Annotated in this window: 11 protein-coding genes and 1 pseudogene; 7 read left to right on the forward strand and 5 right to left on the reverse strand. The window is 63.2% G+C overall.

The window, feature by feature from the left end; genetic code table 11:
- Positions 1–117 precede the first annotated feature (117 nt).
- Positions 118–1,179 (forward strand): annotated as a pseudogene (locus K307_RS02090) (MFS transporter); the annotation flags it as partial.
- Positions 1,180–1,775: 596 nt separating this feature from the next.
- Complete coding sequence (locus K307_RS44060; RefSeq protein ID WP_051974573.1) at positions 1,776–2,435, forward strand: TetR/AcrR family transcriptional regulator; 660 nt, start codon at positions 1,776–1,778, stop codon at positions 2,433–2,435.
- A 140-nt stretch (positions 2,436–2,575) separates the two neighbouring features.
- On the opposite strand, the gene K307_RS02100 is transcribed toward K307_RS44060, so the two are convergent.
- Both K307_RS02100 and K307_RS02105 read right to left on the reverse strand, forming a co-directional pair.
- Entirely contained in the window at positions 2,576–3,199 is a 624-nt protein-coding gene (locus tag K307_RS02100) for a VOC family protein (RefSeq protein WP_080745092.1), read from the reverse strand.
- A gap of 26 nt (positions 3,200–3,225) precedes the next feature.
- Positions 3,226–4,104 (reverse strand): fumarylacetoacetate hydrolase family protein, encoded by an 879-nt coding sequence (locus K307_RS02105; protein ID WP_042876016.1) that lies wholly within the window; start codon positions 4,102–4,104, stop codon positions 3,226–3,228.
- A 179-nt stretch (positions 4,105–4,283) separates the two neighbouring features.
- Here K307_RS02105 and K307_RS02110 point away from each other — a divergent pair, with 179 nt between their 5' ends.
- From K307_RS02110 to K307_RS44065, 4 genes are all read left to right on the forward strand, one after another.
- Positions 4,284–5,216 carry a 3-keto-5-aminohexanoate cleavage protein gene (locus K307_RS02110; protein ID WP_042876018.1) on the forward strand — a complete coding sequence of 311 codons (933 nt, stop codon included), beginning with the start codon at positions 4,284–4,286 and terminating at the stop codon, positions 5,214–5,216.
- Positions 5,217–5,283: 67 nt separating this feature from the next.
- Positions 5,284–5,913 carry a malonic semialdehyde reductase gene (locus K307_RS02115; protein ID WP_042876021.1) on the forward strand — a complete coding sequence of 210 codons (630 nt, stop codon included), beginning with the start codon at positions 5,284–5,286 and terminating at the stop codon, positions 5,911–5,913.
- A 59-nt stretch (positions 5,914–5,972) separates the two neighbouring features.
- The gene (locus K307_RS02120) at positions 5,973–7,166 is read left to right on the forward strand and encodes a porin (protein WP_230625415.1); all 1,194 of its coding nucleotides are present in this window, start codon (positions 5,973–5,975) and stop codon (positions 7,164–7,166) included.
- A gap of 352 nt (positions 7,167–7,518) precedes the next feature.
- Positions 7,519–8,490 (forward strand): KAP family P-loop NTPase fold protein, encoded by a 972-nt coding sequence (locus K307_RS44065; protein WP_080744833.1) that lies wholly within the window; start codon positions 7,519–7,521, stop codon positions 8,488–8,490.
- Between the two features lie 709 nt (positions 8,491–9,199).
- On the opposite strand, the gene K307_RS02130 is transcribed toward K307_RS44065, so the two are convergent.
- The 3 genes from K307_RS02130 to K307_RS02140 form a co-directional block, all read right to left on the reverse strand.
- Complete coding sequence (locus tag K307_RS02130; protein WP_042881085.1) at positions 9,200–9,712, reverse strand: hypothetical protein; 513 nt, start codon at positions 9,710–9,712, stop codon at positions 9,200–9,202.
- 114 nt (positions 9,713–9,826) lie between these two features.
- Complete coding sequence (locus K307_RS02135; RefSeq protein WP_042876024.1) at positions 9,827–11,257, reverse strand: catalase; 1,431 nt, start codon at positions 11,255–11,257, stop codon at positions 9,827–9,829.
- Positions 11,258–11,393: 136 nt separating this feature from the next.
- On the reverse strand, positions 11,394–12,224 hold the full coding sequence (locus tag K307_RS02140; RefSeq protein ID WP_042876025.1) for an alpha/beta fold hydrolase: 831 nt from the start codon (positions 12,222–12,224) through the stop codon (positions 11,394–11,396).
- A 530-nt stretch (positions 12,225–12,754) separates the two neighbouring features.
- On the opposite strand from K307_RS02140, the gene K307_RS02145 reads away from it, so the two are divergent.
- Complete coding sequence (locus tag K307_RS02145; RefSeq protein ID WP_042876027.1) at positions 12,755–13,621, forward strand: isochorismatase family cysteine hydrolase; 867 nt, start codon at positions 12,755–12,757, stop codon at positions 13,619–13,621.
- Positions 13,622–13,641: the final 20 nt, after the last annotated feature.

Raw genomic sequence — 13,641 nt, forward strand, 5'->3', positions numbered from 1 at the left:
GTTCGATCAGTGTCCACCGCTCGTCATGGGTGTGCGGCAAGGCTTTTGCAACCGGCTTCGCCAATCTCAAATCCGCTGCGCAGTCCTGAACTGTCAGCGTCCGACAGGAGCAGTTCCATGACGCATGGTATCGACGAACGCAAACGCTGGTTTGCCCTCATCGTACTCTGCCTGGGCGTGCTGATGATCGTGCTGGACACGACCATCGTGAACGTCGCACTGCCGTCGATCCGGGCGGACCTGGGCTTTACTGAAACCTCGCTCGCGTGGGTGGTCAACGCCTACATGCTGACCTTTGGCGGCTTCTTGCTGCTGAGCGGGCGGCTGGGCGACCTGTTTGGCCATCGGCGGTTGTTCCTGCTGGGTATCACGTTATTTACGCTGGCCTCGGTGGCCTGCGGGCTGGCGAATTCGCAAGGGCTGCTGATCGCGGCGCGCGCCGTTCAGGGGCTGGGCGGTGCAGTGGTGTCGGCTGTGTCGCTGTCACTCATCATGAACCTGTTCACCTCGCCGGCGGACCGCGCGAAGGCAATGGGCATCTACGGGTTCGTGGGCGGGGGCGGCGGCAGCATCGGCGTGCTGCTTGGCGGGCTGCTGACCAGCACATTGAGCTGGCACTGGATCTTCCTGGTCAACCTGCCGATCGGCGTAGCGGTGTATGCCGGGTGTGTGGTGCTGCTGCCGGTGGGGAAGCCGCTGGCTGATCGCGCCAAGCTGGATGTGGCGGGCGCCATCACCGTTACCGCATCGCTGATGCTCGCGGTGTACGCCATCGTGCACGGCAACGAAGCCGGTTGGACGTCTGCACAAACGCTTGCCCAACTGGGTATTGCCATCGCGCTCATAATCGCGTTCGTCGTCATCGAATCGAGCGTGTCGCATCCGCTCATGCCGCTGCACATGTTTGCGCTGCGCAACGTGGCCACGGCCAACCTGGTGGGCGTGCTGTGGGCGGCTGCGCTGTTCGCGTGGTTCTTCATCTCGGCGCTTTACATGCAGCGCTTGCTGAGCTACAGCGCGATGCAGGTGGGGCTGGCGTTCCTGCCGGCCAACATCATCATGGCGGTGTTCTCGCTGGGGCTGTCGGCCAAACTGGTGATGCGCTTCGGGATTCGCGCGCCGCTGTCGCTGGGTTTGCTGGTGGCGGCAGTGCTACCACCTAGCTTTCCTGTTGGGGGCCATGGCGGCCGTAACGGCCTCCGCGCTGGCCGGGGCTTTCGTGCGTACGCGCACGCACGGTCAGGCGCAAGGCGAGGCGTCGTCCGCAGCTTCCATCTAAAGCAGGCTGGGGCCTCCTTTACCCGCCATGCTTAGCGTCATTCAGGAATTACGGTCCGTCAATCATGCTTGAGGGATGGCCGCAATTGGCCGGTAAGCGACCTGCGGCCGCTGCTGGCCGGTCGGCTCTTCCCGGACTGTGGATTCAACCGGTCGACGCAACAGATTGATGAAATCGTTCCCCTTCGTCGTGCCTGACCGGGATTCTGCCGTTCGATCCGTCGGGCAGCTCTGGATGCCTTTCGGCCGGGATAGGGATGCCTCGACCCCGCTGCGGCACCAGCTATGGACACTGACAATGTGCGCCCCGGCGTCGATCCCTCTCAGTCATTTCGCGGATCACTCCTGTCTACGCTCCTCGATTCCGCGAATTCTTTCCGCGTTACGATTGTGTGTGTATTCTGCCGCTCATACCGATGAGGATGTCGGCTTGCGCATTCGCTAATGGTAGATACATCTGTACAATATGAGGTGTCCATGCACCGAACGATCCGAAAATGGCCACGATAGACCTGCAACGCCGCGCTGAAATCGGCCGCCAGAAGCGCGAGCGGACTCGCGTCGCGCTGATCAGGGCAGCGATGAAAGTGGTCGCACAACGAGGCTTCGATGTGCCGACCATTGACGATTTCATCGCAGCCGCCGAGGTGGCGCGTGGCACGTTCTACAACTACTTCGAAACTAAGGAGGCGCTGGTTGGTGCCATGGCGGCGTATGTGGCCGACACGGTAGACGCCGAGATCCTGCCGCTGATCGAGGGCGTGGACGATCCTGCAGTACGTGTCGCTACGGCCATTCGCCACTTCATCCGCTTCAGCAAGCGCAACCCTGACTGGGGCTGGATACTCGTGCGCTCGTTCCCTGACACTTCGGGCGGCTGGAGTGAGGGAATGCGCAAAGGCGCAGCAGGCGACATCCAGCTCGGCAAGCGTACCGGGCGCTTCCAGGTGGATTCAGTGCCGGCGGCACTGGCGCTCGGCATTGGCACGCTGGCGGCGGGCATGCGCACCGCACTCATCGAGCGCACTACGGCAGCTTTTGGCGATCAGGTTGCCGCGATGACACTCCAAGCGTTCGGGGTGGAGCGGGACGAGGCCATCCGGATCGCCAAGATGCCGCTGCCTCCGATGCGCGAGCTTGCTGGTCCGGCGGACTGACCAGGCCAGTCGCACGGCCACGCAGCAGGGCGCCATGACAAGCGGGGCTCAAGCGGGGCCGGGCAGACCCGGCGCCACTGGCCAGTGCTGAGGAATCGTGGCGACAGTAGTCGCCGCTGGGTCACCAGCGGCACATCGCTTCAGAAGCGGATCATATCGTGCGGCGTCATGCCGGGCGGCAGCGGTGGCCGGCTCGTGATCGACGCTACCGTTTCCCCATCTGCATAGCGGCGAATCCACGCTTCGGGCTCGAAAATCACGCCGATTGGATTTTCTTTGTATTTGCCTGCAGCGAAGAAGGCGTCGCATTCCTCGTTGGTGAAGTTGTCTACCTGCAATTCGATCTTGTGGCCGTCCGGGTCCTTGTAGTAGATCGACGTGGTCGGGCCGTGATTGATCGTCCAGAAGGGCTCAATGGCGAGTGCTTTCAGCCGCAGGTAGGTTCCCAGCAGTTCAGGCAGACCGTGGTAGGTGAACGCGAAATGGTCTACCACGGCAGTGGGGGCGGTCGGCATTGGCTGCAGATCGTCAAAGCGGATCAGGCCAATGCGGTGGTGTTCGTCGTCATAGCGCAGGAAGCACAGCCTGTCGTTCTCAAATGACACTGTCGCGTTCAGCACGGCCACGTACCAGTCACGCATGATCTCCAGTTGGCTGGTCAGACAGACCACGTGGGCGAATTTGGTTGGCGAAAGCTTCGCGGCGCGCGCGAGCAGGGTATCCGCGGTGTCGTCCGGCAGTCGGGTCAGGTGGGCGTCGGCCATGGTCTTCTCCATATCGTGGTGGGTGTTCATGCGATCCAGTCAGGTTCGTCGATGACGGTGTTCTCGATTGCGCCGACATCCGTGATCTCCATCCGGACGACGTCCCCCGCTCGCAAATAGGCGGGTGGCTGCCGAAGACCACCGCAGCCGCGCGGCGAACCCGTGGCCAGTACATCGCCCGGCTCAAGGGTGCAAACCTGGCTGAGATCGGCAATCAATTGCGCGCAGGAGAACAGCATCTCGCCAGTCGAGCCGTCCTGGCGCAGTTCGCCGTTGACCCAAGTCCGGATGCGCAGAGCCTGCACATCGCCGATTTCGTCGGGCGTGACCAGGTACGGGCCAAACGGACCATGCGTGTCGAATGACTTGCCCAGCGTGGCGGTCGGCGAACGCAACTGCCAGTCACGTACCGATACGTCGTTGCAGACCACATACCCGCCTATCACCTCGAGGGCGTCCTCGGCGGCTACATGCCGGCAGCGCCGCCCGATCACGATGCCTAGCTCGCATTCGTAGTCGAGCTGCGCTGATACGCGTGGCAGGTGGACGGGGTCGAAGGGTCCGGTCACGCAAGTGGTCTGCTTGTTAAACCAGATCGGATGTTGCGGCCGCTTCACGCCAAGGTGCACGGCTTCCTGCAAGTGAGATTCGTAGTTCCCGCCCACGCCGAGGTACTTGCCGGGGCGGGGCACCGGCGCCAGCAGGCGAACGTCCCTCAGTGGGATGCGCGGTGTATTCCCTGCCTTGGCCTGAGCGGCCAGCGCCATGCCGGCTTCGCCGATCCGGAGCAGGTCGATCATCTGCAATTTGCGACCGGGCACTACCTCGGTCATGTCGACGATGGCATCGCCGTGCAATACGCCGATGCGTGGAGGACCGTCGTACTCGAACGACACTAATTTCATCTTGAAGTCTCCTCAGTTGCGGTGTTCTGGTGGCGCGGCAAGCAGACGTGCAGCCGATGGAAGTCATTGAAATCGAAATGAACTAAAAAGTCAAATTGACAAAAGAATTCAATTCCATATACTGCATGAAGTCGAAGCATGTACCGCCGGGTGCAGACACAGACGACAGGAGACGATCGATGAACAGACCCAAGGTAGTCGTGACCATCGCCCCGACTGGCGGGATGGCGCACAAATCACAGAACCCGCATCTTCCGACGCAGCCTGACGAAATCGCGCGAGACGTCTACGATTGCTACAACGCCGGCGCCAGCGTCGTAGCCGTGCATGCGCGCCGGCCCGACGACGGCGCGACCTGTGACCCGGCGATCTACCGCGACATCAACCAGCGGATTCGTGACCGCAGCGACATCGTCATCAACAACTCCACCGGCGGCGGCGTGCACGGCGACATGATCGGGCAGCCTGGCAACGGGTACTGGGAGATCCTCTGGGAGGAGCGTCTCAAGGGCATGGACGCCGGCGCCGAGATGTGCACGCTGGACGCCACCACGATCATCGCCAGTTTCGGGGACAGGGAATTGCTCATGCACACGTCGCCGGACCGCTCGCGGATCCTGGCGATGGAGATGAAGCGGCGCGGTATCAAGCCCGAATGGGAAGTCTTCAGTCCAACCCACATTGTTCAGGACGTGGCCGCGCTGACGGCCGCCGGCTTTGATGAGGAGCCGTTCGTCGTCAATCTCGTGCTGGGCGCACACCGTGGCTTCCAGAACGCAATGCCTTACACGCCGCGGATATTGCAATCGATGGTGGACCTGTTGCCGGCGGGCTGCCTGCTCTGCGTGAGCGGCATCGGCCCGGCGCAATTGCCCGCCGCGATGAACTCGCTGTTGCTCGGCGGCCACGTGCGCGTGGGATTGGAGGACAACCTCTACTACGGCCCCGGCGAACTGGCCACCAACGCGCAATTGACCGAGCGCGTGGTGCGGCTGGTGCGCGAGATGGGCTGCGAGCCAGCCACGCCGACAGAGGCGCGCGCCTTGCTGGGCCTTCCGCGCGCCGGCACGTGCCTGCCCGCGTTCGCCCCCGCCGCGATGCAGTCGCCCTGAAACCTGTACCAATCGAAGCATCCGGAAGAAAAACCTGTTACCCACCTCTGAACCAAGGAGTAAGACGATGGACACCCGTCTCAGCGCAGAAGGAATCGATCTGCTGTTTCGTAACGCACGCACCCACAATGCATGGCTCGACAAGCCTATCGCCGATGACACCCTGCGGCAGCTCTACGAGGTCATGAAATGGGGGCCGACGAGCGCCAATGCCGCCCCGGCGCGGATTGTGTTCCTGAAAACCCGCGAGGCCAAGCAGCGGCTCATGCCGGCACTGGCGCCCGGCAATGTCGAGAAGACGATGGCCGCGCCCGTCACCGCGATCATTGCCTATGACAGGAAATTCTATGAACAACTGCCGAAGCTGATGCCGCATGTCGATGCGCGCGCCTGGTTTGTAGGCGACCCGGCGCTTGCCGACGTGACGGCACGCCGCAATGCCGCCCTGCAAGGCGCGTACTTGATCATCACGGCGCGTGCGCTGGGTCTGGACTGCGGCCCGATGTCAGGCTTCGACGCCGCCAGGGTCGATGCCGAGTTCTTTCCGGACGGGCATGTCAACCCGTTCTGGCGAGAGGCCGTACCGAACGCCGAGGTGAAGACCAGTTTCCTGTGCAACCTCGGTTACGGAGACAGGGCGAAGTTGTATCCCCGCAATCCCAGGCTGGCATTCGAGGAGGCGTGCAGCCTGCTGTAAAGGAGGGCGTACGGCCAGTACCGGCAGCGGCTTCCGCCCCTGCCGTGGCAGTCCGTACCGTGCAGCCTAAAAAAAAGACATCGGAGACCGGAGACATGAAGAGATTGGTATCAGCCAGTGCGGCAGCGATGGCACTGATGGGGGGAGCGAATGCTCAGACCTCCGTCCTTCTGTATGGGGTGGCGACATCCAGCGTCCAGTACGTGAATCACGCGCAAAACGTCAGCAATGGTGTGCTCGCGCCAGGGTCGGGTTCGGCTGTGCTCCTGAATTCTTCAGGCATCGCCCAGTCGCGCTTCGGCTTGCGTGGTACGGAAGACCTTGGGAATGGCTATCGCGCTCTCTTCGTGCTGGAGAACCAGTTCAACACCGATAACGGGCAACTCGGCAACGGTGGCTTGCTGTTCGGCCGTCAGGCCTTCGTGGGCGTGGGCAGCCCCTACGGGACGCTCACGTTCGGCCGGCAATACACCTCTGCCTTCCTGACGATGGGGAACTTCTCGCCCTCGGGGCTGGCGCCGGAGTTCGAGCCGGTGGTGGCCTTTGCGGGCCCGAACTTCCGGGAGAACAATATGGCGAAGTATGACGGCAGGTTCGGGCCGCTTTCAGTGAGTGCCCACTGGTCACTTGGCGAGCGCGCCGGGACGGTGACCGCGGGTTCGGCATACGGTGCCGGCTTGTCGTACTTCACGGACAGCTTTGGCGTCGGCCTGGGCTATGACGAGGTCAAGACGCTGAACACAGCGCAAGCGAACGGAGCTTCCAGCTCAAATGACTACGGGCGCGACATGCGTGCCATGTTCGGACTGAGCTACGCCTTCAGGACCGTCAAGCTGGTGGCGACCTACCGATGGGGCAATTCCATCGCGCCATCGTCCGGCACCCCCACAGTGCTGCCGCACCGCGATGACATGTACTGGGTCGGCGTCACCTGGGATGCCACGCCGGCCGCCCATTTCACCCTCGCCTACTACTACGACGATATCAAGCGCGCTACCGTTGGTGGCGCCGTCGTGAACCCAAAGAACCCGCAGCAGTATCTGGCACTGGCGGACTACAACCTTTCCAAGCGTACGGATGTATTTGCTGCAGTCGTTTATGCACGGAACGCATCGCTCAACTGGGACAACATCGGATACTTGCCGAACGGGCAATCGATCGGATTCCTGCCGGCCACGGCACAGGTCTACTACAAGGCGCCGGGAGCCGCCGGACAGGCAGGGCTCTCTCTCGGTATCCGCCACATCTTCTGAGCCAATGTAGTCACCCCTAGGCACGACCAGGATGGCTCGAATGCCGGCGGACATCGTCATCGTTGCAGGTCGTCCTGTCGCCATTTGCGGAAGCCAAGGTCTACTCCCTTCCCAAAACCGTTCCGCTCCGAAACCGATATCAGGCACCCTCGAGCAGCGTGTGCGCCGTGGAAAGGAATTTGCACGCCTTTGATGACAGGTTGACGGGCTAAGTGCTCTTGCCTTCCCCCCCTCACTTCGAGGAAATATGCAGTTTTAGCCACTATGCGGTGCAATTTGGGTTCTTTCTGTTCGCCGGGGGCAGGGTGGGTGCCAACCGGCCACTAAAAAACTAGGTTCCATCGATAAATCAATGGGTTGCGCAGGGATGTGGCGGATTTTTTGCGAATCCCGGTCGACCCTCTGGTTCGCGCGCCGCTGGGCCGCGCAGTTGCGTCAGGCCGGCTACCGGGTCGGCGTGATCGACGCCTTCGCGCAGGACTACGTCGAGGATCCGTTCCTGCTGCTGGCGGCCGAGATCAAGCGCCTGGGCGCCGCCGATGCGTCGGCCGTGGAGCGCCTGACCGCCAAGGCCGCCAAGGTCGGCAGCGCCTTGCTGCCGGTAGCCACCAAGGCGGCAATCAATCTGGCCGGCAAGGTGATTGGCACGAACGATCTGGCCGGGGAATTTTCGGAGGCCGCCGCGAAGGGCGCGGAAAAAGGGGGCGACGCCGCGCAGGCCTGGGTGAAGCGCAAACTGAACGACCACGAGAAGGAACGGGCGTCGGTGCAGGCGTTCCACGCCGAGCTGGCCGGGTTCGTCAAGGCGCCCGACAAGCCGGTGGTGATCTTCATCGACGAACTGGACCGTTGTCGCCTCGAGTTTGCGGTGCGCCTGATCGAACGGATCAAGCACTTCTTCGACGTGCCCAACCTGGTGTTCGTGCTGCTGATGAACCGCGACCAGCTTGAGAAGGCGATCCGCGGCGTGTACGGTGCCGAGACCGATGCCGAGACCGATGCCGGCGCTTATCTCGGCAAGTTCCTGCACCTCGCGCTGCGGCTGCCGAAGAATCCCTCCCGAATGGTCGGGGACCGTGCCCACCCGACCAAGCTGTTTGTCGACGCCACCCTGGCGCGGCTACGGCTTTCCCCAAAGCGAGAAGAAGGAATTCGCCCTTGCGTTTGCCGCGTGTGCGGTCGTGTTCGATCTGTCGCTGCGCGACATCGAGCGCGGCTGTGCGCTGTACGTGCTTGCGGAACGTCGCTGGGCCGGTCTTCTGGCCTATCTGATTGCGCTCAAGCTGCGCGGCCCGGGCTGGTTTCAGGCGCTGCGGCACCGTGATCTGGCGACCCATCAGCAGTGCGAAAACTACCTCCACACCGAGCTCAACCGGCCCGATCGGATGGGCGAGCCGGCGGCCTGGCCCGGGTGCTATTTCAACGCGCTAGCTACACTGCACCGACTGGCCCTGGGGTCGCAGGAAAGGTCCCATCATGACTTGGTCGCAAACAACCAGCGCTATCTGTTTGCCCCTGCCGGCGCGATCAGCGGTGGCGAAGAGTTTGAGCGGGCGCTGAAGTGCCTCGACCTGGACGTCGAGGCATGATGGCTTCGCAACCGGCATCTCACCGGCGGACCGATGGCTCGAGCTCGAGCCAAGCGGTTAAAGCCGCGAAAATGTTGCGGCCACCGCCGATGCCGATGCATGGTTCGTGCTGGCCCATGACACGCTGAAGGAGCTGGAGGGGGCTGCGGACGACGGCATGCAGCGCACGCGCGGCGCAGGGAACTGGGCGCCTGCGACGGTCGCCGTTCGGCTGCTGCTTCGCGCGTGCGACAACCTCGCCGGTTGGTTTGGAAGGCGAGGAAATATCTGCGCCGCGGGGATCGGCGCCAGCGCCGCTGGCTACCGCCCCGTCGGCCGGTGGTGGCACAAGCCTCCGGTATACTCCTGGCGATACAAAATCAGGATTCTGCGGAGCGGGCGATTCGCAAGTGGAACCACCATGCCTCGCCCGAAGCGACCGCGGGGTGAACATCTGTGACGTCATCAGGCCAGGCCGGTCCGGCACCGCATCAACGTCGGCGCCTTCCAGATGTGGCGAATCTGCAGCGCAATGATGATGAGGAACAACAAGAAGGCAAATCCGACGACCTTCTGCAGCTTCGGATCCTCGGGGCCAGAGAACAGTGGCGAACCCATCGGGAAGCGCGTGAAGGTCTCGGTCAGCCCCGGGATCATGTGGAAGAACAGCGTTAACGAGAGCCCGATTGTTTCGACGTAGGTCGCCAGACGGCTGGTCTCTCGCGACCGGCCGGCGACGGCGGCCACGCCCAGCACCACGAGTGTCAGGATGCCCAACGAGTGCGCGACGTTGAACCCGCCGTGCATGAAGATGCCGAAGCTAGTAAAACAGCTGATGGCGGTGCCGACGATGTAGGTCTTGCCGAGGCTCAGTTCGGCGCTGATTCGGCCGAAGCGCAGGAGCATTGCATAGCCGCAGACAACGGCCACGAGGGCGAATGCGGTGTGCACCGCGCCAAGGGTGGACAGTCCAAGCATTGTGATCATCGTTTCAAGTGAACCTCTTCATTGATGCGCATAAGCGTACGCACTCTGCCCCGCCTTTCACGGGCGCGTTGGGCAACTTGCTGCACCAACGCGCCCGGTGCCTGACTAGCGGTTCTTCAGCGCCTCGGCAACCCCTGCGCCATAGGCGGGATCGGCCATCGTGCAATTGCGGATATGCCGCTGCTGCACGTCCTCGCTCGCGCCGCCGAGCGAGCGCGCCGTGTTGTCGAAGAGCTGCAGCTTCTGCTCGGGCGACATCAGTCGGAACAGCGCCCCCGGCTGCGAGTAGTAGTCCTCGTCCGCGCGATGGTCCCAGTGCGCGGCTGCGCCCGAGAGCGCCAGCGGCGGCTCCGCCAGCCGCGGGCTGTCGGCCCACTCGCCGCAGCTGTTGGGCACGATGCCGGGCAGCCCGCCCTGGTTGCCGTCCACGCGCATCGCGCCGTCGCGGTGATAGCTGTGCACCGGGCAGCGCGGGGCGTTCACCGGGATCTGGTGCGCGTTCACGCCCAGCCGGTAGCGGACCGCATCGCCGTAGCTGAAGAGCCGCCCCTGCAGCATCTTGTCCGGCGAGAAGCCAATGCCCGGCACGATGTTGGCGGGCGAGAACGCCGCCTGCTCCACGTCGGCGAAGTAGTTGTCGGGGTTGCGGTTGAGCTCCAGCACACCCACCTCGATTAGTGGGTAGTCGCCGTGCGGCCAGACCTTGGTGAGGTCGAAGGGATTGAACGGGCAGACCTGCGCCTGCTGCTCGGTCATCACCTGGATGCACAACGTCCAGCGCGGGAAGTCGCCGCCGTCGATCGCCTCGAGCAGGTCGCGCTGCGCGCTCTCGCGGTCGTTGGCGACGATCGCGGCGGCCTGTGCGTCGGTGAGGTTACGGATGCCTTGCCGGCTGCGCAGGTGAAACTTCACCCAGTGCCGCTCGTTGTCCTCGTTGATGAGGCTGAACGTGTGGCTGCCGAAACCGTGCATGTGGCGATAGCCATCGGGCAGGCCGCGATCGCTCATCACGATGGTCACCTGGTGCAGCGCCTCGGGTAGCAGCGTCCAGAAGTCCCAGTTGTTCTGGGCGCTGCGCAGGTTGCTGCGCGGGTCGCGCTTGACTGCGTGGTTCAGGTCGGGAAATCGCAGCGGGTCGCGCAGGAAGAACACGGGCGTGTTGTTGCCCACCAGGTCCCAATTGCCTTCCTCGGTATAGAACTGCACCGCGAAGCCGCGGATGTCTCGCTCGGCATCCGCCGCGCCGCGCTCGCCGGCCACCGTGGAGAAGCGCACGAAGACGTCCGTCTTCTTGCCGATGCCGGAAAAGAGCCTGGCCTTCGAGTACGCCGTGATGTCGTGCCTCACCGTGAAGTGGCCGAAAGCGCCGGAGCCCTTGGCGTGCATGCGCCGCTCGGGGATCACCTCGCGGTCGAAGTGGGCGAGCTTCTCGAGCAGCCAGATGTCCTGCAGCAGCGCGGGGCCGCGCGCACCGGCGGTCTCGATGTTGAAGTTGTCGACAACGGGGGCGCCGTTGGCATGAGTGAGTTTGGTCATGGCAATGTGGGCAAGAAGAGGGGTTCAGCGGAGCGTCTTCAGGAGGGAGGACTGGACGTCCAGAGTGGGAGTCGCGTCGATGGCCTCCACCTCAAGGGTGGACCGGCCATCGACGGTGCCGACTGATTCGACGCAATCAGGCCTTGATAAAAGCCAGCAGGTCCGCGTTGATGACGTCCGCGTGCGTTGTCGGCATGCCGTGCGGGAAGCCCTTGTAGGTCTTCAGCGTGCCGTTCTTCAGCAGCTTGGCCGACAGCGGCGCGGAATCGGCGTAGGGAACGATCTGGTCGTCGTCGCCGTGCATCACCAGCACCGGCAGTCCGATCTTCTTCAGGTCGTCGGTGAAGTCGGTCTGCGAGAACGCGACGATGCCGTCGTAGTGCGCCTTGGCGCTGCCCATCATCCCCTGGCGCCACCAGTTCTGGATGATGCCTTCCTGCGGCTTCACGCCCGGCCGGTTGAAGCCGTAGAACGGCCCGGCGGGAATGTCGCGGTAGAACTGCGCCCGGTTCGTGGCCGTCTGCAGTTGCAGGCCGTCGAACACGTCCTTCGGCAGGCCGCTGGGATTCGACGCGGTCTTGACCATCAGCGGCGGCACGGCGTTAATGAGGCAGGCCTTCGCGGCCCGCTTCTCGCCGTGGCGAGCCAGATAGCGCACGACCTCGCCGCCGCCGGTGGAGTGGCCGACGTGGATCGCGCCCTTGAGGTCGAGATGGTTCACGACCGCGGCGAGGTCGTCGGCGTAGTGATCCATGTCGTGGCCGTTCCAGACTTGCGCCGAGCGGCCATGCCCGCGCCGATCGTGCGCGACGACACGATAGCCCTTGGAGAGGAAGAACATCATCTGCGCGTCCCAATCGTCGGAGCTCAGAGGCCATCCGTGCGAGAAGACGATCGGAGTGCCATTGGAGGGACCCAAATCCTTGTAGAAGATCTGGACCCCGTCTTTGGTGGTGACATAGCTCATGGGTGGATTTCCTTCCGGCGTTTCAGCGCCATTCGGCGCAGTAGGAGCAGCGGACGCTGCGAATGGCAAAGCCGCTGCTGCTGCAGTGCCTGCCCCAATGACCAACAACTGACGGCGCGTGACTCCAGCGAAGCTAGGCTGTATTGGCGCGGGATCAATCTTCATGGGTATAGACCTGAGTGGAGACGCGATCAGTCTAGCCATGGTCTCCTCGCCGTGCGATATGCATCACGGGCAATTCGATGTTGCAGGAGCTTCACCAATGTCGCGGCAACGCATCCATCGCGCGCCGCTGGGTCGTTCACCGAGCTCAGCCATCCGCGCGACAGGATCTTCAAATGCGCCGGCTCATTCTTGACGGACTCTCGCTGAGCGCGATTGGTACTTCGCGATCAACAGATTTATCCGCACCCAGCCCCTAGTGCAGGCGGGCATTTGCTTCTAGATTTCAACGCATCACGTCAGCATCGATGCATCGGATCGAGAGCCTCGCGGCGTGTTCGTTGTCCACCCCAGTCCCAGGAACCAACATGACCCAACGCAGCAACTACCAACAGCAGTCGTCGGAACCTTTCAAGAACCATGACCGCCGATGCGTTGCTCGCGCCACGCTTCGGTTGACGGCCGCGCTTGCGATGGCCGTTGCAAGCATCGCAACCGCCACGGCACATCCACATCCGGTACAACCGGCGCAGTACACCGATCCGACCGAGCGTGCCATGCCCGTTCCCACGATGACACTCGATCTGGAACGCACCGCCCTGGTCGTGATCGATCCCCAGATCGACTTCATGAGCCCGAAGGGCGCCGCTTGGTCCGCTGTGGGTGAAGCCGTCACCGAGCAACGGCTCGTGCCGAACCTGCTGCGCCTGTTCGAGTCCTCGAAGAAGGCGGGCATCGTCGTCGCGATCTCGCCTCACTACTACTACCCGCACGACCACCAATGGAAGTTCCAGGCCCCCGTCGAGCTCTTTCAGCACAAGATCAAGATCTTCGACAGGCCCAGCGCACTGAGCCTGGATGGGTTCCGCGGTTCGGGCGCGGACTTCATGCCCGAGTTCAAGCCCTACATCGAGGACGGCAAGACCATCGTCGCTTCGCCCCACAAGCTCTACAGCCCGCAGACCAACGATCTCACGTTCCAGCTTCGCAAGCAGGGCGTCACCAAGATCGTCCTCGCCGGGATGCTGGCCAACCTGTGCGTGGAGTCCCACTTGCGCGAGTTTGCGGAGCAAGGCTTCGAGGTGGCCATCGTGCGTGATGCGGTCGCAGCCCCGAAACTGCCTGAGGGCGACGGCAATCTCAGCGCGCTGATCAACTTCCGCTACATCGCCAACGCGCTGTGGACGACCGACGAGGTCGTCGCCCGGCTCGCGAAGCCCACCACCGCGCGGTGACTTGTGATTGCCTCGCCCTC

Origin of the sequence: Cupriavidus necator A5-1 (assembly GCF_000744095.1) — a bacterium.
Taxonomy (GTDB): domain Bacteria; phylum Pseudomonadota; class Gammaproteobacteria; order Burkholderiales; family Burkholderiaceae; genus Cupriavidus; species Cupriavidus necator_A.